This window comes from Deefgea piscis, from assembly GCF_013284055.1.
GTDB lineage: Bacteria > Pseudomonadota > Gammaproteobacteria > Burkholderiales > Chitinibacteraceae > Deefgea > Deefgea piscis.
On the sequence record NZ_CP054143.1, the window covers coordinates 2,623,067 to 2,643,528 of the forward strand.

General features: G+C 50.4%; 20 protein-coding genes and 2 tRNA genes. 9 read left to right on the plus strand and 13 right to left on the minus strand.

The features are described 5' to 3' along the window. Positions 1-60: 60 nt before the first annotated feature. The 7 genes from trpA (at position 61) to HQN60_RS12260 (ending at position 7,174) form a co-directional block, all read left to right on the plus strand. Positions 61-864 carry a tryptophan synthase subunit alpha gene (gene trpA, locus HQN60_RS12230; protein ID WP_173533910.1) on the plus strand — a complete coding sequence of 268 codons (804 nt, stop codon included), beginning with the start codon at positions 61-63 and terminating at the stop codon, positions 862-864. 21 nt (positions 865-885) lie between these two features. Further along, positions 886-1,752, plus strand: a complete 867-nt coding sequence (gene accD / locus HQN60_RS12235) for an acetyl-CoA carboxylase, carboxyltransferase subunit beta (protein ID WP_173533911.1) — start codon at positions 886-888, stop codon at positions 1,750-1,752. Further along, positions 1,753-3,033, plus strand: coding sequence for a bifunctional tetrahydrofolate synthase/dihydrofolate synthase (folC, locus tag HQN60_RS12240; RefSeq protein ID WP_308419404.1), 1,281 nt, complete (start codon positions 1,753-1,755; stop codon positions 3,031-3,033). 15 nt (positions 3,034-3,048) lie between these two features. Next, positions 3,049-3,837 (plus strand): SPOR domain-containing protein, encoded by a 789-nt coding sequence (locus HQN60_RS12245; protein ID WP_173533912.1) that lies wholly within the window; start codon positions 3,049-3,051, stop codon positions 3,835-3,837. Further along, positions 3,837-4,328, plus strand: a complete 492-nt coding sequence (locus tag HQN60_RS12250) for a CvpA family protein (protein ID WP_173533913.1) — start codon at positions 3,837-3,839, stop codon at positions 4,326-4,328. The genes HQN60_RS12245 and HQN60_RS12250 overlap by 1 nt, the downstream gene beginning before the upstream one ends. Positions 4,329-4,365: 37 nt before the next feature. Beyond that, a complete protein-coding gene (gene purF, locus HQN60_RS12255) occupies positions 4,366-5,910 on the plus strand; it encodes an amidophosphoribosyltransferase (protein WP_173533914.1) in 1,545 nt (514 codons plus the stop codon). A gap of 91 nt (positions 5,911-6,001) precedes the next feature. Continuing rightward, positions 6,002-7,174, plus strand: a complete 1,173-nt coding sequence (locus HQN60_RS12260; protein WP_173533915.1) for an O-succinylhomoserine sulfhydrylase — start codon at positions 6,002-6,004, stop codon at positions 7,172-7,174. A 106-nt stretch (positions 7,175-7,280) separates the two neighbouring features. On the opposite strand, the gene HQN60_RS12265 is transcribed toward HQN60_RS12260, so the two are convergent. Beyond that, entirely contained in the window at positions 7,281-8,750 is a 1,470-nt protein-coding gene (locus HQN60_RS12265) for an inorganic phosphate transporter (RefSeq protein WP_173533916.1), read from the minus strand. 113 nt (positions 8,751-8,863) lie between these two features. Beyond that, on the minus strand, positions 8,864-10,336 hold the full coding sequence (locus tag HQN60_RS12270; RefSeq protein ID WP_173533917.1) for a protein adenylyltransferase SelO: 1,473 nt from the start codon (positions 10,334-10,336) through the stop codon (positions 8,864-8,866). 56 nt (positions 10,337-10,392) lie between these two features. Here HQN60_RS12270 and ybaK point away from each other — a divergent pair, with 56 nt between their 5' ends. Next, positions 10,393-10,881, plus strand: coding sequence for a Cys-tRNA(Pro) deacylase (ybaK, locus tag HQN60_RS12275; protein ID WP_173533918.1), 489 nt, complete (start codon positions 10,393-10,395; stop codon positions 10,879-10,881). Here the strand turns inward: ybaK and HQN60_RS12280 are convergent. The 9 genes from HQN60_RS12280 to HQN60_RS12320 all read right to left on the minus strand — a co-directional run bounded on the left by HQN60_RS12280 (position 10,878) and on the right by HQN60_RS12320 (position 19,455). After that, positions 10,878-12,425, minus strand: coding sequence for a response regulator (locus HQN60_RS12280; protein WP_254456625.1), 1,548 nt, complete (start codon positions 12,423-12,425; stop codon positions 10,878-10,880). The two genes, ybaK and HQN60_RS12280, sit on opposite strands and share 4 nt — an antisense overlap. Before the next feature lie 189 nt (positions 12,426-12,614). Beyond that, the gene (locus tag HQN60_RS12285) at positions 12,615-13,040 is read right to left on the minus strand and encodes a nuclear transport factor 2 family protein (protein WP_173533920.1); all 426 of its coding nucleotides are present in this window, start codon (positions 13,038-13,040) and stop codon (positions 12,615-12,617) included. Continuing rightward, on the minus strand, positions 13,037-13,819 hold the full coding sequence (locus tag HQN60_RS12290; RefSeq protein ID WP_173533921.1) for an SDR family NAD(P)-dependent oxidoreductase: 783 nt from the start codon (positions 13,817-13,819) through the stop codon (positions 13,037-13,039). The genes HQN60_RS12285 and HQN60_RS12290 overlap by 4 nt, the downstream gene beginning before the upstream one ends. A gap of 2 nt (positions 13,820-13,821) precedes the next feature. After that, positions 13,822-14,346: a DUF3833 domain-containing protein gene (locus HQN60_RS12295; RefSeq protein WP_173533922.1), complete on the minus strand. Its 525-nt coding sequence runs from the start codon at positions 14,344-14,346 to the stop codon at positions 13,822-13,824. Beyond that, positions 14,343-15,623 carry an MFS transporter gene (locus HQN60_RS12300; protein WP_173533923.1) on the minus strand — a complete coding sequence of 427 codons (1,281 nt, stop codon included), beginning with the start codon at positions 15,621-15,623 and terminating at the stop codon, positions 14,343-14,345. The genes HQN60_RS12295 and HQN60_RS12300 overlap by 4 nt, the downstream gene beginning before the upstream one ends. Next, complete coding sequence (locus HQN60_RS12305; protein WP_173533924.1) at positions 15,620-16,150, minus strand: chalcone isomerase family protein; 531 nt, start codon at positions 16,148-16,150, stop codon at positions 15,620-15,622. The genes HQN60_RS12300 and HQN60_RS12305 overlap by 4 nt, the downstream gene beginning before the upstream one ends. Positions 16,151-16,154: 4 nt before the next feature. Further along, positions 16,155-17,366 (minus strand): SAM-dependent methyltransferase, encoded by a 1,212-nt coding sequence (locus HQN60_RS12310; RefSeq protein WP_173533925.1) that lies wholly within the window; start codon positions 17,364-17,366, stop codon positions 16,155-16,157. Next, a complete protein-coding gene (locus tag HQN60_RS12315) occupies positions 17,363-18,178 on the minus strand; it encodes a DUF1365 domain-containing protein (protein ID WP_173533926.1) in 816 nt (271 codons plus the stop codon). The genes HQN60_RS12310 and HQN60_RS12315 overlap by 4 nt, the downstream gene beginning before the upstream one ends. Continuing rightward, on the minus strand, positions 18,175-19,455 hold the full coding sequence (locus tag HQN60_RS12320) for an NAD(P)/FAD-dependent oxidoreductase (RefSeq protein ID WP_173533927.1): 1,281 nt from the start codon (positions 19,453-19,455) through the stop codon (positions 18,175-18,177). Before HQN60_RS12320 ends, HQN60_RS12315 begins: the two co-directional genes overlap by 4 nt. Before the next feature lie 109 nt (positions 19,456-19,564). On the opposite strand from HQN60_RS12320, the gene HQN60_RS12325 reads away from it, so the two are divergent. Continuing rightward, a complete protein-coding gene (locus HQN60_RS12325; RefSeq protein WP_173533928.1) occupies positions 19,565-20,185 on the plus strand; it encodes a TetR/AcrR family transcriptional regulator in 621 nt (206 codons plus the stop codon). Between the two features lie 60 nt (positions 20,186-20,245). Here HQN60_RS12325 and HQN60_RS12330 read toward each other — a convergent pair. Then, positions 20,246-20,332, minus strand: a tRNA-Leu gene (locus HQN60_RS12330). Positions 20,333-20,366: 34 nt separating this feature from the next. After that, a tRNA-Leu gene (locus HQN60_RS12335) sits at positions 20,367-20,453 on the minus strand. Positions 20,454-20,462 lie beyond the last annotated feature (9 nt).

Consider the following 20,462-nt stretch of genomic DNA (forward strand, 5'->3'; position numbering starts at 1 on the left):
TTTGTATGGCGGGGTATATCTCGCCAGCTATTGTCAATCAATGAAGCGGTAAAGATACCTATGTCTCGTATTCAAAGTGTGATGCAACAATTGGCCGCGCAAAATCGTTCTGCGCTGATCCCATTTATTACTGCTGGCGATCCTAATCCAGAGGTGACCGTTGAATTAATGCACGCCTTAGTCGATGGCGGTGCTGATGTGATTGAGTTGGGCGTGCCTTTTTCTGATCCAATGGCCGATGGCCCGGTGATTCAACGTGCTTCTGAGCGCGCCTTATTGCATAAAGTGTCGTTGCGGCGGGTGTTGGAACTGGTGGCGCAGTTTCGACAAAGTAATGCCACGACGCCAGTGGTATTGATGGGCTATGCCAATCCAGTTGAAGCCATGGGCTATGAAGTTTTTGCTCGTGCTGCCGTTGCCGCTGGCGTTGATGGCGTGTTAACCGTGGATATGCCCCCTGAAGAGGCATTGGAATCAGCTAAAGTATTTAAAGCGCAGGGTTTGGATCCGATTTTCTTGTTGGCGCCAACCACGCCAGAGTCGCGAGTGAAGGCTGTGGCTGAGTTGGCCAGCGGTTATGTTTATTATGTTTCGCTGAAGGGTGTGACGGGTTCGGCGAATTTAGATGTTGTGGATGTCGCTGCTAAACTGGCGATATTAAAACAGTTTATTTCTATCCCAATTGGGGTGGGTTTTGGTATTCGTGATGCGCAGACTGCGCAAGCTGTAGCGCAAGTTGCCGATGCAGTGGTGATCGGCTCACGGTTGGTTCAAGAAGTTGAGTTAGGCGAAGTGGGTTTAGCTGAGCGTTTACGTACATTCTTATCTGAAGTGCGTATTGCAATGGATAGCGCCCGTCGCTAAGTAGGTTTAAGGAGTTGTTCAATGAGTTGGTTACAAAAATTATTGCCGCCGAAAATTCAAAGTCGCACGACTGCGAGTAAATCGGCAGTGCCTGAAGGTTTGTGGAGTAAATGTAATGCGTGTAATGCCGTGTTATATCGCACAGATCTAGAAAACAATTTAGAAGTTTGCCCTAAGTGCGGCTTTCATAATGCAGTGCCGGCGCGTGAACGCCTCCATCAGTTGCTCGATACTGAAGGTCGGTTTGAGATTGGTGCCGAAGTTAAACCCGTTGATATTTTGAAGTTTAAAGATGGCAAGCGCTATCCGGATCGCTTAAGCGCTGCGCAAGCTGCAACGGGCGAAGACGATGCCATGGTGGTGATGCAAGGCTCGATTTTGACCGTGCCAGTCGTTGTGGCGGCCTTTGAGTTTAAGTTTATTGGTGGTTCAATGGGCTCGGTGGTGGGTGAGCGCTTTGTGCGTGGCGTGAAAGCGGCGATTGAAAATGACTTGCCTTTTATTTGTGTGTCGGCTTCGGGTGGCGCACGGATGCAAGAAGGTTTGAGCTCATTAATGCAAATGGCAAAAACCAGCGCCATTTTGACCAAGTTAGCCGATAAAAAATTACCGTTTATTTCTTTGTTGACTGACCCAACTATGGGCGGCGTTTCTGCATCATTTGCCTTTTTGGGTGATGTGGTGATGGCCGAGCCTGGTGCTTTGATTGGTTTTGCCGGTCCGCGAGTGATTGAGCAAACCGTACGCGAAACTTTGCCTGAAGGCTTTCAGCGCTCTGAATTCTTGCTAGAAAAAGGGGCGATTGACATGATTGTTGATCGTCGTGAATTACGTCAACGCTTGGCCGACGTGCTGACTTTGCTCAACCGACAGCCTGCGGCGAACTAAATGACGATGTTTAATGCTGATGCCTTGCCCGAATGGTTAAGCTACTTGGAGTCCTTGCATCCTATCGCCATCGATATGGGGCTGGCTCGGGTGACTCAAGTGCGCGATCAAATGCAGTTGCAGCCGCAATTTCCAGTGCTGACGATCGCAGGTACCAATGGCAAAGGCTCAGTCTGCGCCATGTTGACGCAGATACTGCGCGCTGCCGGTTATAAGGTCGGGACTTATACCTCACCGCATCTTTTGCATTACAACGAGCGGATTGCGATTAATGGTCAGCCGGTCGCTGATGACGAGATCGTGGCGAGTTTTCGTGCGATTGAAGCGGCGCGCGGCAGCACGAGCCTCTCTTACTTTGAATTTGGCACCTTGGCCGCCATGCATCAATTTATTGAGCAGGACGTTGATGTGGCGATTATGGAGGTCGGCTTAGGTGGGCGGCTTGACGCCGTCAATATTTTCGAGCCAACCGTTTCTGCCGTGGTGAGTGTTGGTCTTGATCATCAAAGTTATTTGGGAGATACCCGTGAGAAAATCGCGCTGGAAAAGGCGGGCGTCTACCGTTCAGGCGTGCCTGCGTTATGCGCTGATCCTCAGCCGCCGCAGACATTGCTGGATTTCGCAGCAGAAATCGGCGCCGATCTGCGATTAATTGGTCGCGATTTTGGTTATCAAATGCAGCTTGAGGGGCAGCAGTGGTCGTGGTGGCATCAAAATGGTGCGCGCCGACATGCTTTACCTTTGCCGGCGCTGCGTGGGCAATATCAATTAAATAATGCATGTTTAGTTTTGGCGGTGCTTGATGCATGCCAAGCACAATTGCCTGTGACGCTGGGCGATATTAAGCGAGGTTTGCTTGAAGTCGAATGGCCGGCACGCTTTCAGGTCATGCCCGGAAGGCCAACGGTCGTGCTGGATGTTGCGCATAACCCTCATGCCGCTTTGGTTTTAAAGTCTTGCTTGGATAGCATGAGTTTTCACCCCAAAACGCATGCTGTGCTGGGGATGATGCAGGATAAAGATATCTTGGGTGTAGTGAGCATATTGGCTGATCGAGTCGATTGCTGGCATTTGGCTGCGCCGAATTTGCCACGTGCAGCGTCTGCGGCAACATTAGCGGAAATTATTTTGCAAATTGACCCGCAAGCCAAAGTGAATCGCTACGAATCAGTTGCCGATGCCTATCAATCTGCCTGCAATAATGCGCTTGAAGCTGATAGAATCTTGGTCTTTGGATCTTTCTTTACTGTGGCTGAGGTCATGGTGGCGCGTGGGCAATAAATAACAATGGCAAATGTGAGTGATGAACTGCAGCAACTTAGAAAGCGCGCTCGCCGGCGTTTAGTCGGGGCAATTACCTTAGTGGTGTTTGCCTTGATTTTTTTGTGGACGGTATTAGATGGTGAACCGCCCAAAAATTTAATCGACAATCATCCCGTCGAAATTATCTCTAGTGCACCCGCACTTTCTTCGATTGTGCAGACGGCGCCACTGGATGTTGCTCCCGCTTCAGCGGCCGTTGCAGAGGTGGCCTTACCGCAATTGGACGCTTCGCAAGTGGCTGCGGTGACTTTGCCAGGCAAATTAGTTAATCATCAAGTCGCAGTGAATGCGGCAGCTGCAACCGCTACACCGGTCGCCACGGCAATTGCAACACCCGCTCCAAGCGTTTTGCCGACTCATGCGGCCACGCCTCAACCTAAAGTGGTAAAACCAACATCAACACCCGTGGTGAAAAAACCACTGCCAGAGAAAAAGCCTGAGGTAAAAGCGGCCATAGAATCCGATCCGGCGGCGATTTTGTCAGGAAAAACCAGCCATTCGCAGCCAGCTGAAAAACAACTCGATAAAAAAACCTACTTTATTCAAGTGGGTGCTTATGCCGATGCTGACAAAGCGGCGCAAATGGTGGCGAAGTTGAAGTCGGCAGGGGTTCGTGTGAGTAGCGAACAAATTAATACCAGTAAGGGCGCACTAACACGCGTTCGAGTCGGGCCGACCGATGATGAAGCAAAAGCCAAAGCATGGCTGAAAATTATGCGTGATCTGGGCGTGTCGGGTTCCTTAGTGGCTAAGGCGCCATAATGACGGCATTTGACTACATTGCTTTGACCATTGTCGGTCTGTCGATTTTGTTGTCGGTAATGCGAGGGTTAACGCAAGAATTATTGGCATTGCTAGCTTGGATTTTAGCTTTTTGGGTTGCGATGCATTATGCAACGATGGTTGCATTGTGGATGCCAGAAAGTATTCCTACTGATGCGCTGCGTTATTTAGCGGCATTTATTGCGCTGTTTTTTGTGACGTGGCTGCTTTCTGCCATTGTGCGAATCACGCTCAATCAATTTGTCAAAGCGACTGGATTTAAGCCGATTGATCGGGTTTTGGGTGCTGGTTTTGGGGTGATGCGCGGGTTTTTATTGATGCTGACCTTAGTGATGCTGGCTGGCTTGACCAGTCTGCCCAAAGAGCCGATGTGGCGTAATGCAATGTTTAGTCCCCTATTTGAGCAAAGTGCCTTCGTGGTGAAACCATGGCTGCCACTTGCTTTTGCTAGTCGAATTAACTTCGAATGATTTTTTAATGTGTTGTAGACGCAAGGAATCTTGACCAATGTGTGGCATTGTAGGTGTGGTCGCTAAAACTCCGGTAAATCAAATGTTGTACGACGGTCTGTTGGTATTACAGCACCGCGGACAAGATGCCGCCGGTATTGTCACTGCTGAACAGCAAGTGCTTCATATGCATAAAGGCCAAGGCCTGGTTCGCGACGTGTTCCGCACGCGCAATATGCGTTCTTTAATGGGGAATGTCGGCATCGGCCATGTTCGCTATCCAACCGCCGGCTCGGCTTCAAGTTTGGCCGAAGCGCAGCCGTTTTATGTCAACAGTCCGTTTGGGATTGTATTGGCGCATAACGGCAATTTGACTAACGATAAGCAGCTGAAAGAGGATATGTACCGCACCGATCTGCGGCACATTAATACCAACTCGGATTCAGAAGCGCTATGTAATGTCTTTGCGCACGAACTGTCGCGCCGCGTGTCTGGCCCACAGCTAGATGCCGATACTGTATTTGATGCCATTACTGCGGTGCATAAGCGTGTCAAAGGCGCGTATGCGGTGGTGGCCATTATCGCTGGCTTTGGCATGGTGGCATTTCGTGATCCGCATGGCATTCGCCCCTTGTCTTTGGGTTGCCATGAAACACCAGAAGGCATGGAATACATTGTCGCCAGTGAATCGGTGGCGCTCGATGTGCTGGGCTTTAAGTTTATGCGTGACGTAGCACCCGGCGAGGCGATCTATGTGACGTTTGATGGAGAGCTGTCTAGCCGTCAATGCCATCCTAATCCAGTATTGGTGCCGTGTATTTTTGAGCACGTTTACTTTGCCCGTCCGGATTCGGTGATTGATGGCATTTCGGTGCATGAGTCGCGTTTAAAAATGGGTGAGCAGCTGGCAGATAAAGTGCGCAAGCTGGTGCCAGCTTTGGATATTGATGTGGTGATCCCGATTCCGGATACCAGCCGTGATGCAGCGCTACAGTTGGCAGATGCTTTGGGCTTGCCTTATCGTGAAGGCTTCATGAAAAACCGCTATATCGGCCGTACTTTTATTATGCCGGGACAAGCTAGCCGTAAAAAATCAGTGCGCCAAAAGCTCAATCCGATTGCGGTTGAGTTCCGAGGTAAGAATGTTTTGCTGGTGGATGACTCGATTGTTCGCGGTACGACGTCAAAAGAAATCGTGCAAATGGTGCGCGACGTTGGCGCAAATAAAGTGTACTTGGCTTCAGCTGCGCCACCAGTGAAATATCCACATGTGTATGGCATTGATATGCCAACACGTGCCGAGTTAATTGCTACTGATCGAGACGCTGTGCAAATTGCGCAAGAAATTGGTGCTGACGCGGTGATTTATCAAGAGTTAGATGCCTTGATTCAAGCCTGTACTGATGCCAGTGGTGGCAAAATTACGGCCTTTGAAACGTCATGCTTTGATGGTAAATACATTACCGGTGATATTACGGATGCCTATCTGGATGAATTAGAAGCAAAGCGCATTTCGCCATTGTCGACTAAAGCGGCCGATGGTGATGCAGATAGCCGTATTTTGGATATGAATATTGGCGTTGCCGAGCAAAATTTAATTTAATCGTATATGAAACAAATAAACGGGGGCGATAGCTCCCGTTTTTATTGCGTCGTTTTTATTGGGTTGTTTTTATTGGATTAAGTCAATCATTATGCTGAATTTAAATGAGCTTCACCCCGAAACATTAGCCGTTCGCGCAGGAACAATGCGCTCTGAGTTTGGTGAGCATTCGGATGCGTTGTATCTGACTTCAAGCTTCGTTGTTGGCTCAGCCGAAGAAGCTGCGCTGAAGTTTACTGGCCAAATGCCGGGGTATATTTATTCGCGGTTTACTAATCCAACGGTGGCGGCCTTTGAGCAGCGCTTAGCCGCATTGGAATGCGCTGAGCGCGCGGTGGCAACTGCTTCGGGTATGAGTGCGATTTTGGCCTTGTGTATGGCGCACCTGAAGTCTGGTGATCATATCGTGGCGTCGAGTGGCTTATTTGGCGCAACCATCCAATTATTTAATACCTATTTGGGTAAGTTCGGCGTTACGGTGAGCTATGCCGCGCAAACCGATTTGAGTGCATGGGAAGCTGCAGCGCAAACCAATACCAAGTTGTTTTTTTTAGAAACCCCGAATAATCCCCTGACGGAAATTGCGGATATTGCAGCGATTGCCGAAATTGCCCATCGGCATGGTGCGTTGTTGGCGGTTGATAACTGCTTTTGCTCGCCTGCTTTGCAGCAGCCACTGAAGTGGGGTGCCGATTTGGTGGTGCATTCAGCGACCAAATTTATTGATGGTCAAGGGCGTGTGTTGGGTGGCGCGGTCGTCGGTAGCCATGCATTGATTGAGCCGATCTATCTGTTTTTACGCACGGCTGGGCCTACGTTGTCGGCATTTAACGCATGGGTGTTGCTCAAAGGTTTGGAAACTTTGGGTTTGCGGATGAAGGCGCATTGCGAAAATGCGCTTAAATTGGCGCAGTGGTTAGAAACGCAGCCGCAAGTGAGTCGGGTGTATTATCCGGGATTGGTATCACACCCACAATATGCTTTGGCGCAACGCCAGCAAACAGGCGCGGGCGGTGTGTTGTCGTTTGAGCTAAAAGGCGGCAAAGCGGCGGCGTGGGCCTTGATCGATGCGGTGCAGCTAATGAGTCGAACGGCTAATCTGGGTGATACTCGAACCACGATTACTCATCCAGCAACCACTTCGCATGGCCGTTTAACCCCTGAAGCGCGCGCAGCTGCCGGTATTTCAGATGGGATGGTACGTATTTCTGTGGGCTTAGAGCATATTGATGATTTGATTAAAGATTTAGTGTCTGGCTTCTGATCTATACGTATTGCTCTGTATGTCTTGTAGTTTGTCGTTTACAAGGTAATACCCAATAAAAAACCCGCTGAGCGGGTTTTTTATTGGCTGGCGATTCAGTCAGTTTTTAGGCAAAGATGATGCTGGCGAGCCAGAATAGTCCGCCAGACATACAGATCGTCACAGGCAGGGTTAATACCCAAGCAATCGCGATGTTTTTGACGGTGCTTGATTGTAAACCGCTCTTATTGGCGACCATGGTGCCCGCGACTGCGGATGACAAAATGTGCGTGGTCGAAACCGGCATGCCTGTCCAGCTGGCGATCCCGATGGCTAATGCCGCGGTAATTTGTGCCGCATTGCCTTGGGAGTACGTCATGCCTTTATTGCCGATCTTCTCACCCACGGTGTAGACAATCCGTTTCCAGCCTACCATCGTGCCTAAACCCAGCGCTAAAGCGACGGCGACAATCACCCACTGAGGTGCATATTCGGTCGTTGCCGTTAGATCTTTACGGAATTTATCGAGGCTGTGTTTTTCGTGCGAGGTCCAGATTGGTAGTTTGGATGCTTTTTTGGCCGTATCGTCAACACAGAGCAAAATCCGGCGAGCGGTAATGCGTTGTTCTGCTGTGAGCTCGCTGTAAGATTTAACATTGACCAGCATCTTGTCGAGAGAGTCAATTGCGGCGTAGGTCACTTCCGGCTTGCATTCAAATTGCGCTGGCAAGGTCTGATCCATCGGGCCCAAGTGCAGCGATTGATTGATTTTATCCGCGTGGCTAACGTAAAAGTCTTTGATATGAATCGCCGCATCACGCGTGCGCTCAATGTCATAAATACTGCTGCTGCGATCAAGCACAAAGTTGCCCGGCGCTAAGCCCACCAACACCAGCATCACTAAGCCGATGCCTTTTTGTCCGTCATTAGAGCCGTGCGCAAAGCTTAAACCCATGGCTGAAGCAATGAGTGTGACGCGAGTCCAAAACGGCGGGTGCTTTTTGCCATCAATGGCTTTGCGCTCGTCGGGTGTGAGGTGCATATGTGATTGGCTAAAATAGCGTTTGAGCGCAATCAGCAAGATGCCGGCCAGAATCATGCCGAGCGCTGGTGAAATCAGCAATGACAATAAAATGTCGATGGCTTTTTGGGTGTTGATGCCATGTAACCAATGATTGCCATTGAGAATGGCATACATAATGCCAACGCCTAAAATCGAGCCAATCAGCGTGTGCGAGCTTGAGGCCGGGATGCCCAGATACCACGTGCCTAAATTCCAAATAATGGCCGCTGAGAGCAAAGAAAACACCATGATGAGGCCATGGCTGCTGTTGACGTTCAGCAGTAGCTCTACCGGTAGCAAGTGGATGATGGCGTAAGCGACGCCAAGTCCACCCAGTATGACACCCAAAAAGTTGAAGCAACCCGAAGCAACAACCGCTAAATTCGCCGGCATCGCTTTGGTGTAAATAACCGTCGCTACAGCGTTGGCGGTGTCGTGAAAACCATTAATGAATTCGTAAGCCAAAACAAAAAGCAGTGCCAAGGCTAAACTAATGGCCGTAATGGTATCTAAACCAGTGAAAATTTCGGGCATGGTTCAATTGTTACAAAAAGATGATGCGGCGAATTATCGCAGAATCTGTTGTATTCCGTTGGCTTGTTTATGGTGTTAGATCAGAATAAGCTGAAAAAAATGCCCGCTGCTCGTTACGAAGAGCAGCTCACTGACAGCGTGCTGGCCCAGTCTGGCGGTAGATCGGCGTAATGATGGTTTTCAATCTGCTCAGCAAAAGGCTGCGCTAAGCAGGCACGCAAACGCTCAATTTCACTAAAGTTTTGATGGTCTTCCGCCTGACGAATGGCAATTTCTGCCAAATGATTTCTGAGAATGAATTTAGGGTTGCAGCTAAGCATCGCGCGGCTACGTTCAAGACTCGATTGCGGATCTTGTGCTAAGCGTTCGCGATAACGAGCCAGCCAAGCGGCAAAGCCGGTTCGATCTAAAATAAGATCGAGCAGCTGTGCGTCGTTTTGCCGCGTCATCCAGTGCGATAATGTGCGCCAAAAATACGTCCAATCGGTTTGTGCGCCTTGTAGTAATTCAAATAAATCGGTGACGAGCGTCCAGTCTGTTTCGTGCCATACCGTTAGCCCAAGTTTTTGTCGTAGTTGCTCAGCAAAAGCGGTTTCAAATTGCGCTTGGTATTGGCTGAGCGCGGCCAATAAATCGGTTTTTGCTATCAGTGGTAATAATGCTTGCCCAAGGCAATGTAAGTTCCAGAGTCCGATTTGTGGCTGTTGCTGGTACGCATAGCGGCCAGTGTCGTCCGAATGATTGCAAATATGGCCGGGGTTAAACCCGTCAAGAAAGCCGAACGGACCATAATCCAGTGTGAGGCCAAGGATGGACATATTGTCCGAGTTCATTACGCCATGACAAAATCCCACTGCTTGCCATTGGGCGATGGTGCGCGCGGTTTTTTCGATGACCTGAGTAAACATCGCCAGATAGGGGTTTGCTGCGGATTGGCATTCTGGGTAATGGTATTGCAAAGTCCAATTGGCCAGTTGCTGCAAAGCTTCGATGTTATTGCGATAATACTGATGTTCAAAATGGCCAAAACGAAGCAAGGTTGGTGCTAGCCGAGTCAATACTGCGGCGGTTTCGCGGGTTTCGCGGGTTTCTCGCCAGATGGTTTGGGATGAACCGCCGATGCCAAGTGCCCGAGTTGTAGGAATACCTAGGCCATGCATTGCCTCGCAGCATAAGTATTCACGGATGGTTGAGCGCAATACTGCTCGTCCATCGCCGCGACGCGAGTACGGCGTGGGGCCCGCGCCTTTGAGTTGAACTTCCCAAACCTGCTGCTGCGGATCGGTGAGCTCGGCGGTGATTAAAGCTCGGCCATCACCCAACTGACCGGCATTAATGCCAAATTGATGTCCTGAATACACCGTGGCAATCGGCGTGGTGTCTTGCGGTGTTTGATTGCCCACTAGATAATCAGCTAATTGCAGTTGTTCATTTTGTGGTGCCAAGCCCAGTGAGTTGGCCAGCGGCGCATTCCAGGCCACGACGATGGCTTCAGGCATTGGCGTGGTGGGCGTTTCGCGATAAAACGGCGTACCTAAAGCTTGAAAACGAAGTGCTGCCGGCAAGTGCTTAAGCTGTGTGGGCATGGCAAATATGGTTGAGTAATTTAGTCGGTTATTATGCCGCAAGTTTAGCGAGTTAGATGATGAATGAAAAAATTTCAGTCACAACGGCGATACGCGCTTTGCGTGCCCATCAAGTGAACTACACCGAGCATCTTTATCATTATGAAGAAAAAGGTGGGACTGCAGTTTCGGCGCGAGAATTGGGCGTGCCAGAACATGCGGTAATCAAAACCTTGATTATGGAGAACGAAAAAAAACAGGCGCTGGTGGTGCTGATGCATGGCGATTGTGAAGTATCGACCAAAAATTTAGCGCGGATTATTGGCTGCAAAGCCATTAACCCTTGTGTTCCTGAGGTGGCCAATAAACAGAGTGGCTTTATCGTTGGCGGCACTTCGCCATTTGGGACGAAGAAAAAAATGCCGGTCTATATGCAAGAGTCGATTGCGGCTTTAGATAAAATTTACATCAATGGCGGACGGCGAGGCTTTTTGGTGGGGATGAGTCCGGCGGACTGTATTGCGGTGTTGCAACCGCAGTTGGTGGATGTGGCCATCCACAATTAATGGTCAAACAGCTGTTGCAAGTCTTGGCTAAGACTGTGCTGTGTGCCGGCATCAATCAGGCCATTTAGGCGCTCAATCATGCCACTGGCAACCGTAATTAAGGCGTCACGTTCTTTTTTTTCGATATGAGGCTTGGTTTTCAGGTATTTGACAATCGCGTGACTGGTCGAGAGCATCAGTCGGTTGTTGCAGGTGTTTTGGGCTGCGGGCAATAAAATATCGATGGCTTCGGTGAACTCGGATTTCAGCATGTGTTGAACGCCGCGGTTATTGAGGTCGTTAACGTCTTGTCCAATTTGTTGGATATACGTCTTCCATACTGGCCGCATATTGGCGGCGCTTTCGAGTAAGCCAGAGATATGGCGGGTGGTAATGAAACGCTGGCTGATATGTTGTAGCCATTTATAAGGCGCAGCATCCCCTGACGGCGTTTCGCCCTCGACGGTGGCGGGGCAGATTAAGTCTGCCGCCATAATAAAGCTGGTGGCGATTTCCTGAGTCATTTCTGGGTGGCTTAAATGAATTTCGATTTCATTGAGTAGCTGTGGTTTGCCTTCATAAATGGAGGTAGCAATAAAATCAATGATTTTGTTTTTAACGGTTTGGTCTTTTTTGGCGATTTCTTTTACGAGGCGCAGGTATTTTTCTGCATCAGACGAATTATTTTCGCGCCGGGCGGCCAATGCCAGCTGCAACACTGTGTCGGCGCTGAGTGCGGCGGAGTTGCCACCGCATTTAACGGCTTGCTCGAGTAATTTTTTGGCTTTGGCGGAGTCGCCCAGCATATTGGCTAAATTGCCCGCTTTTTGCAGACGGCTGACATTATTGGGCGTCATTGCGAGGCATTTTTCAAATACCGCCATCGCTTGGTCTAGCCGGCCATCGGCCATATACATCGATGCCAGTTCTTCGTACGCATCGACATACTGGGCATGCTCAACAATCGCCGCTTGCAGCGCACCTTCGGCTTGATTTTTTTTGCCTTGGCGTACCAGTGCTTTGGCAAGGCCCAGCTTGGCCCAAGGAATCATTCTTTGACTGAGGATTTCTTCAAATAGCAGTCGAGCTTGTTCGAGTTGCCCGGCTTCAAGTAACAAGCTAGACAGCAGTCGCATCAAATCGCTGCGAAAGCCTTCGGCCTTGGGGATGAGCTCTTTGGCGGCAGCAATGGCGCCACTGATGTCATCTTCATTGATTTTGTCGTAGATTGGCTTTAAAAAACGTTTGCGCTTCCACGCCAGCGAGAGGCGTTGCGTTAGTAATGCACTGGTGAAGGGTTTGATAAGGTAATCATCAGGGCCAATTTCGGCGACGGCAACGACTTTTTCATACGCAGCTTCGGCGGTGATCATGATCCAAATGGTGTAGAGCGGTAATTCGCTGCTTTGACGTAGCTCTTCAAGTAGTTCTTGTCCATTCATGCCTTCGCCAAAATGGTAGTCACATAAAACGACATCATACTGCGCGTTGCGAAGCCGGCGACGTGTTTCACCAATGCTGCTGGCGGCATCTACGCGATTGATGCCGCATTGGGCGAGCGTCATACGAAGTGATTGCCTGACGGTGGGAGCATCGTCAGCAATCAGTACATGCGCTTGAGAGAAATCATCGGCCATTTCGATCTTACTTTTTAGCTGTAGTAGGCTTACTATCGACTATTTTTCTCTAAGCTCAAGGCTTGCAGGTGTTTCTAGTATTTAACTGCACATTGATTGTTGTAGTAATACGGCAAATTAATCTGAACTGACCACCGCAAAACGTTGGCGTAGCCAGCGAATTGGCGCGCCGACGATGGGGAGTTTTTGCAGCAATTCTTCGGCGGCATCCCAATAGTCGCGATGTAATGTGACCAGACCCTCGTCATTAAACACTAAATGTGAGCCACCTACGATTTGATAGGGCTTGCCATTGAGGTTAAATTCAAAGGTCCACGTCACAAAGGCTTGCTGATGTTGGGCGATTTGTTCGCCAATCACAAAGCGTGGGTTTTCAGTGGTGGCAAACATGTGCTTGAAAATGCCTTCAATCGCTAGCACCCCCGTCACGTCATTAAATGGATCTTTAAAGCGTGCCGTTGGCGCGTAAAACTGGGCCGCGTATTGCAGCGTTTGCGGCGTCAGTGTGCTGTACCAGTTTAGAAGTGGGGTTAGGCTGTTCATGGCGTTTTTACCAAATAAGATTGCAGTGCAAATCGGCAACGATAGGGCAGTAGTTGCAGTAACTTTAAAACTTGGGTAAAGCGCCATGGGAAATGGATCTCAAATTTCCCTTTACTGATGCCATGCCAAATCGCTGTTGCCGCTTGTTCCGGCGTTTGTAGTGCCGGCATGGTGAAGTCATTTTTGTCAGTCAGATGCGTTTTCACAAAGCCAGGATTAATCAGATAGACATTTAATCCTTTGGGATGCAAATCGCCGTATAAAATTTCAGCCAAATTAATCATTGCCGCTTTGCTCGGGCCGTAAACGCTGGCATTGGGCAAACCCATGAAGCCGGCCACACTGGCGATTAAGCCAATGCCGCCGCTGCCGCGAGCAATCAGGTCGGGCAAAATGGTCGCCAATCCGGTGTACACACTACCTAAGTTTATTTGCAGCGTTTGTGCCGCAATGGTGGGGTTGACTTCCCAACTGCGCTCGGGGCGATAATCGGCGGCGCAAAATACAATCAAATCGATTCCACCTACGCGCGCGACTAGCTCGGCATAGCTGCTTTGCCATGCCGCCACGTCCAGCACATCAAAAGGCAAAACAAGGGCGTTGGCGTGCGCTTGGGCTACTTGCTCTAATTGCACTTGGCGTCGCGCGGATAAAATCACCGTGGCTCCGGCCGCCAGCGCTTGCTGAGCGAGCGCTGCGCCAATGCCACTGGAAGCGCCGATCAACCAAATGCGTTGACCCGCCCAAGCTTGAATGGGTTGATTCAATGGGGCAAACATGGCTAGTCTCTTTTCTTGAAAAACAGCGTCACTTGGCCGAGCTCAAAGCCAAATTTTTGCATACTGGCGCGATTGATCATGGCTTTGTCGTCAATAAGGAACATCCAATCATCAAACTGCACTTCATAGGTTTTGCCATCCACCGGTAAAAACATCGTGTAGCGCCAATTGAGCGCGTTGCCGGCAATTTTGCCAACCGCTTCACCTTTCACATCGTCCGCAGTGCCGCGCCAAGAACCATCGGCGGCTTTGCTTAGTGTCCAAATCCGCTGCTGCGTGGTGCCATCGTCGTATTTGAATTGCTCGTCGAGTACCAGCTTGCCGTTATGGTGCTTGCCGGTGATTTCGACATGAAAACGCTTCACTACCTCGCCGCTGCGTTTTTGAAACATGCCCCAAGCGTCGGTTTTGCCGACAAAGTAATGCACTAAATCGAGTTTGGGTTCGGCCTTTTGATATTGCGCCACATCCGGCGACGCGCAGGCGGTCAGTAAGCCACACAAGGCGGCGATGATGGATTTTTTCATGATGAAACTCCTGCGGGTTCGGTTTTGATACGAGTGAGCAACAAAAACGCAGCCAATTTGAATGCACAAGGCACGCCAGCGTAAACCCAAGCCAATGCCGGCCCAGCTGGGCTGCCCGGTTGATAGTCAAGCGCTGCGAGTGCCGGAAGGGCCAGTCCAGACAGCGCCAGCGCTAATTTGCCGAGTAAAGTCCAAACGCCGAAATAACTGGCGGGTGAGTGGTCGTGGCGGATCAGCTTGGCCAGCAGCACCGGTGGCAAAGCCAAATCAGCGCCTAGCGCTAGTCCTGCGGCGATGCAGACGATGAGATAGGCGATGATGTCACCCGCGCCCAATGTGGCCGCGGAGCAAAATGCCACAATCGCCAACACCATGCCCCAGCGCCAAGCGCATAAAACGCCGATTTTTTTGGCGGCCATCACCCACAGCGGCAAGCCGATCGCGGCGGCGATAAAGTAGCTGGCTAAAAATGCGCCCGCGTAGCTGGGCGCTTGTAGCCTGTCGTTGATGAAAAACAGCGCCAACGTGGATGGAATTGCCACTGAAATCGCATTTAAAAAGTAGGGTGGCAACAGTTGGCGAAAACCTTGATGCGCTTTCATCAAAGCCCAAGTGGCTCGCCAACTTGCTGCTGTTGCAGTGTCTTTGGCGCGTTGCCATGTGGGGGCGAATTTGAGTAGCACCCATACGGCCAGTAGCAAAACAGCGGCAAAGGCGATGCTGTAATAGCTTAAATTGCTGTTCAGTGCGGCGGCGGGGCGGCTCATGATCCAGCTTGGAATCACGCTGGCTAAAATCACGCCCAACAAGCCAGCGCCTTCGCGCCATGCTGCCGCGCCTAATAATCCTTGATCGCTAGGGGTTGCGCCGGCATCTATGCGTGCGCCCCAAGTTAAATAAGCGATATTGAGCATGCTGTGCGCGGTATAGGCAGCAATCAGCATGGCAGCAAGCCATAGCGCCAGATACATCGTATTGCCAGTGGGGACAGGCGGTAGCCATAAACCTAAAAATGCCAAAGCTAACAGCGCGGCACTACCCCAAAACCACGTACTGACATTGCCATTGAGTCGGTCAATCCAACGCCCAAGCAGCGGATCTTGAAAGGTGTCGACTAAACGCGCCAAAAATAACACCCAGCCGGTCAATCCCAGCGCCAAACCCAATTGCCCACTGTAATAAGCTGGGATTTGCACATACACCGGCAAGGCTGCCATCGCCAATGGCAGGCCCAGTAGACCGTAGCTGGCGTAGGCCAATGGGCTGATGGCTTTCATGGTGAATTGCCTAATAATTGCGCGCGCAAATCTTTGTCTTTGCTGCGCGCGTCAAACCAAATGGCAAAAAAAGCTTTGGCAAACTCGGGGTTGCGAATGTCGGTGAGTAATTTACTCCCGCTATAAAAGCGAACCCCTTCATTGGGGATAAATACGCCAATCAACTGATCACCGGCTTTGACATCCGTAAATGCGCGCTGCATTTCGCCTTCCCAGCGCTTGAGCGTGTCGGCGCTGTAGCGCGTACCAAATAGCCGCTTAATTTCGTCCAAGCTGGTTTCAACAAATTGCTCGCGACTGATATTGCGGTGATACGTCAGCTCCAAGGCAAAGGGGGCGTTGAGATCAAATGGCTTTTTTTCGCTCCATAATTTGGCGGTATAAATCCGCAAGCCAAACCAGCGTAAATCACCACTGCCGATGGCTTGCGCTTGCGGAATATGCTCGCGCCATATGGCTGCTTGTGCAGGTATTGCGATGCAGGCCATAGCAAATAAAGCGGATAGGGCAATACGGTTGATGAACATAGCCTTAATCTTTTTTCAGCAAAAATTGCACTACATCGGTTTTGCCACCGTCAAATCCCGCCTCGCAGTAAGCAAAATACAGACGCCAAATTTTCATAAATTTTTCATCAAAGCCTTGCGCGCTGATGGCGGCTTTTTCAGTTTCCCAGTCGGCGCGCCAGCGACGCAAGGTTTCGGCGTAGTCGCGGCCAAAGTGATATTGATCAAGGGTGGACAGGCCAGCTTGGCTGGCTTTTTGATTAAAACGCTCAGGGCTAGGTAACATGCCGCCGGGGAAAATATATTGCTGAATAAAGTCGGTGCTGCTGCGATAGCGCTCAAACGCCGATTCGTTAATCGTGATGGTTTGGATTAAGGCTTTACCGCCCGATTTCAGGCGTGCGGCGACGGTTTTGAAGTATTCCGGCCAGAATCGCTCGCCGACGGCTTCAAACATTTCAATCGATACAATCGCGTCGTATTCGCCTTGCAAATCGCGGTAGTCACAGATTTCCAGTTGCGCGAGATCGCCCAAATCTTGCGCTGCGATCCGTTCTTGGGCGATGGCCAGTTGCGCTGGTGAAATGGTGACGCCGTGCACTTGAATACCAAGTTTTGCCGCATGTTCGGCAAAACCGCCCCAGCCACAGCCGATTTCCAGTACGCGGCTGCCGGCGCGCAGACCGAGCACGTCGATAATGCGTTGGTATTTGGCGATTTGCGCGCTGTGTAGTGATTGCGCGTAATCGCCGTGAAAAATCGCACTGGAGTACGTCCAGCTTGGATCGAGCCAGCGTTGGTAAAAATCATTGCCAATATCGTAGTGCGCATGAATATTGCGGCGGCTACCTTCGCGAGTATTGGGGCGTAGCCAATGCTTGATGCGGTACCACAATGTTGCCAGCTTGCCGCCAAATACCATTTTATCGAGCACGGTTTCATTGCGTAGCGCCAAATTGAGCACCGCAGTCAAGTCAGGGCTATCAATCCAGCCCGCTTCGTAGCTCTCGGCAAAGCCAATGTCGCCAGCCCGCAAGATGCGGCTGCACGCGCGCCAGTCATTCACTTGCAAGGTGGCCGACGGCGGTTGATGCAAGTTGCCAAACATCAGATGCGTGCCTTCAGGCGTAATCAATTGCAAATGTCCATGCTGCAAACGGCCGAGCAGATTCAAAAATAATTTGGCGGCAGTGGGGGCATTTTGCGCAATGCTTTGGATAACTTGGCTTTGATTCATGATGTCAGCTCCGAATGTTGTGCGACGACCTTGTGTGGTGTTGGGTGGATTGAAGAGGTCAATTCAATAGTCGGCGGGGCGGGTTTGCTAAAAAACGGCACCCGTTTGCGCCATAAGTGAAACGCTTGCCAATGAATTCGCGCGAACACGCCTAGCGTCAACAAGGGCTGCGCGAGTAGGGCACGCCACAGTGTTTGCCGATTGAGCGCCTCTCGTTTGCCGCCGACGGCGGTTTTAATTAGTAGGCCGTCAGTATCAAAATAATCAATGCCCACCCAGGCGGTTTGCGCTGTATCGCGAAAGCCAAATTGATAGTGGCCTTGCACTTCGCAAAACGGTGATACGTGCATCATCTTGATGCATTCAAGACGGGTATCGGCTTCTATGCATTGATCATCATTGGCTGCAATTAAATACTGGTGTGTTTCGCCAAAAGTGTTGTTGACTTCAGCGAGCACCGCACGTAAGCCGCCATCGCGGTCGTAGCAATACCAAAAACTCACCGGATTAAATACAAAACCAAAAACGCGTGGAAAAGTGTGTAGCCAAATTTCGCCATTGGCTTCGATGCCGTATTGCAGCAACACATTGCGCATCCATTGCTCAAGATTGCTGCCGTCTTTCGGGCCGTAATCTTGGGTGTAAATTGCCACGGGCCGCCAGCGATTTAGGCCAAAACCACTTACGTTAATATCGCCCAAGCGCGCTAAATTGAGCCGCAGGCAAAATACTGGATACACAAAGCGGTTTTGGGCTGGGCGTAAACGCTGGTGCATCACTTGGCCGCGAATGATTTGCGCAGGGGCGTTCATGGCAAGGTGGTCCAAGCTGGGGCGAGGTCAAAATCAGCGACCACACGCAGGGCCGATTTCAAGCCGTCTTCATGAAAACCATAGCCAGTCCATGCGCCAGCAAACCAAGTGCGATTTTGCCCTTGAATGGTGTGTAACTGCGCTTGCGCGGCAATCGCCGCGTGATCAAATACTGGATGTTGATATTCAAACTGCGCCAATACTGTTTCCGGCGCTGGCGGTGTGAAAGGATTGAGGGTGACCACCACCGGTGTTGCAACAGGCAGATTTTGCAATTGATTGAGTAAATAGCTGACGCAGACGGGGCGTTGCCCATCAACATCGGCGCCGCCAAGGTAATTCCACGCCGACCAGACTTTTTTAAGTTTGGGTAATTGCTGTGGGTCAGTGTGCAAGACAGCGGTATTGGCTTGGTAACGTACCGCCGACAGGAGTGCCGTTTCGGCGGCGCTAGCGTCACTTAACATGGCGAGCGTATCGGGGGCGTGTGTAGCAAACACCACCGCGTCAAATTGTTCTGCGCCCATGTCGGTGTGCACCATCACGCCGTCGGCGAGGCGCTCGACGCGCAATACCGGCGTTTGCAGGCGGATGTCGCTCAAAGTGGCGGCGATTTTGCGCACATATTCTCGTGCACCACCTTGGACGGTTTGCCATTGCGGCCGATCGTTGACTTGGAGTAGCGCGTGATTAAGGCAAAAGCGCAAAAAGGTCGAGGCGGGGAATTCTAAAATATCATTGGGTGAGCTTGACCAAATGGCCGCGGCCATCGGTAATAAATACGCATCGCGGAAAGTATCGCCGTAATTGCCGCTTTTTAGCAGTTCACCTAAGGTGGCTTTGCTGTGTAGGCTGGCGGCGAGGTTTTCATTCGCTGCCGCATTAAAGCGCAAAATATCGCGCAGCATGCCGATGAACGATGGTGAGAGCAGCCGGCGGCGTTGCGCAAAGACGGTGTTTAGATTCGTTCCCGCCCATTCCAGTGCGCCTTCATCAAGTGATACGCCAAACGACATGTCGGTGGCGTAGGTATTGACCCCCAGCTCAGCAAACAAAGCGATTAGATTCGGATACGTCGCTTGGTTAAATACCAAAAATCCAGTATCAACAGGGTGAGTTTGTCCTTCAACAGTGATGTCGACCGTATTGGTGTGGCCACCCAAATAGCGCCCAGCCTCAAATAGCACCACATCGTGGCTGCGGCTTAAAAAATAGGCGCTGGCCAAGCCAGAGATGCCTGAGCCAATCACTGCGATGCGTTGCCGAGTTAAATTCATCGTTCTTCCTGCCGTTCATCATCATGGGTAGTTTGTGTTTTGCTACTTAAGTGCTAACATTACTACTAATTCAAAATAATATCTACTAATTAGTAGCGGAAATTTACCGATGAGTATCTTTAGCAAATTAAGCTTCAAAGACCAAGCCTTCAAATTGCGTGAGAACGCGATTTTAGATGCGACGACGGCGATTCTCGGCACCAAAGGCTACGATCTAATGACGATGGATGACGTTGCCAATGCGGTCGGTATTTCTAAACCGAGCTTATATAAGCATTTCAAATCCAAAGAAGATTTAGTCGGCGAGGCTTTGATTCGTTTGATTGATGGGGCGATCGATTTTTTAGCGCAATTGAATAATGAATTAAGTGCGATCGATAAACTCATTGCTTTGCTGGAATGGGCGTTGCGCGTGCGTCTAGAGGGGGGGATGCCATTTTTGCCGTCTACCAGCGCGCATGTGCGTGATATGTTAATGCGCAATTTAAAGTATGTAACTCGGGTGTTGAAGCTCAATGGGCAGCTTGAAAAGCTGGTGCTGGCAGCGCAAAAAAAAGGGGATTTGAATCCAGAGTTGCCAAGTGATGTAATTTTATTTAGTTATTACTCACGCACGTGTGATCCGGCAGTCGAGTATTTGCAAAAATTTAGCAAAATGGATAACGAAGCCATCGTGACGTATATATTGCAAGTGGCTTTAGGTGGGCTACGCCCTTCAGTGGCGGCGTAAATACAAAAAACCCCATAAACCTAAGTTTTATGGGGTTTTGCATCTTGCTACTTTTACTGATGGTGCCCAAGAGAAGACTCGAACTTCCACACCCTTACGGGCGCTAGGACCTGAACCTAGTGCGTCTACCAATTCCGCCACCTGGGCATTTCTGATACAGTGTGTAAATAAGTTGAAAAGTTGGTGCCCAAGAGAAGACTCGAACTTCCACACCCTTGCGGGCGCTAGGACCTGAACCTAGTGCGTCTACCAATTCCGCCACCTGGGCTCTTCAACT

Excerpts from the sequence above, each read along its gene's own strand:
- trpA (WP_173533910.1), top strand. The coding sequence starts at position 61 with ATGTCTCGTATTCAAAGTGTGATGCAACAATTGGCCGCGCAAAATCGT.
- accD (WP_173533911.1), top strand. The coding sequence starts at position 886 with ATGAGTTGGTTACAAAAATTATTGCCGCCGAAAATTCAAAGTCGCACG.
- folC (WP_308419404.1), top strand. The coding sequence starts at position 1,753 with ATGACGATGTTTAATGCTGATGCCTTGCCCGAATGGTTAAGCTACTTG.
- HQN60_RS12250 (WP_173533913.1), top strand. The coding sequence starts at position 3,837 with ATGACGGCATTTGACTACATTGCTTTGACCATTGTCGGTCTGTCGATT.
- purF (WP_173533914.1), top strand. The coding sequence starts at position 4,366 with ATGTGTGGCATTGTAGGTGTGGTCGCTAAAACTCCGGTAAATCAAATG.
- HQN60_RS12260 (WP_173533915.1), top strand. The coding sequence starts at position 6,002 with ATGCTGAATTTAAATGAGCTTCACCCCGAAACATTAGCCGTTCGCGCA.
- HQN60_RS12265 (WP_173533916.1), bottom strand. The coding sequence starts at position 8,750 with ATGCCCGAAATTTTCACTGGTTTAGATACCATTACGGCCATTAGTTTA.
- HQN60_RS12270 (WP_173533917.1), bottom strand. The coding sequence starts at position 10,336 with ATGCCCACACAGCTTAAGCACTTGCCGGCAGCACTTCGTTTTCAAGCT.
- ybaK (WP_173533918.1), top strand. The coding sequence starts at position 10,393 with ATGATGAATGAAAAAATTTCAGTCACAACGGCGATACGCGCTTTGCGT.
- HQN60_RS12280 (WP_254456625.1), bottom strand. The coding sequence starts at position 12,425 with ATGACGCTCGCCCAATGCGGCATCAATCGCGTAGATGCCGCCAGCAGC.
- HQN60_RS12285 (WP_173533920.1), bottom strand. The coding sequence starts at position 13,040 with ATGAACAGCCTAACCCCACTTCTAAACTGGTACAGCACACTGACGCCG.
- HQN60_RS12290 (WP_173533921.1), bottom strand. The coding sequence starts at position 13,819 with ATGTTTGCCCCATTGAATCAACCCATTCAAGCTTGGGCGGGTCAACGC.
- HQN60_RS12295 (WP_173533922.1), bottom strand. The coding sequence starts at position 14,346 with ATGAAAAAATCCATCATCGCCGCCTTGTGTGGCTTACTGACCGCCTGC.
- HQN60_RS12300 (WP_173533923.1), bottom strand. The coding sequence starts at position 15,623 with ATGAAAGCCATCAGCCCATTGGCCTACGCCAGCTACGGTCTACTGGGC.
- HQN60_RS12305 (WP_173533924.1), bottom strand. The coding sequence starts at position 16,150 with ATGTTCATCAACCGTATTGCCCTATCCGCTTTATTTGCTATGGCCTGC.
- HQN60_RS12310 (WP_173533925.1), bottom strand. The coding sequence starts at position 17,366 with ATGAATCAAAGCCAAGTTATCCAAAGCATTGCGCAAAATGCCCCCACT.
- HQN60_RS12315 (WP_173533926.1), bottom strand. The coding sequence starts at position 18,178 with ATGAACGCCCCTGCGCAAATCATTCGCGGCCAAGTGATGCACCAGCGT.
- HQN60_RS12320 (WP_173533927.1), bottom strand. The coding sequence starts at position 19,455 with ATGAATTTAACTCGGCAACGCATCGCAGTGATTGGCTCAGGCATCTCT.
- HQN60_RS12325 (WP_173533928.1), top strand. The coding sequence starts at position 19,565 with ATGAGTATCTTTAGCAAATTAAGCTTCAAAGACCAAGCCTTCAAATTG.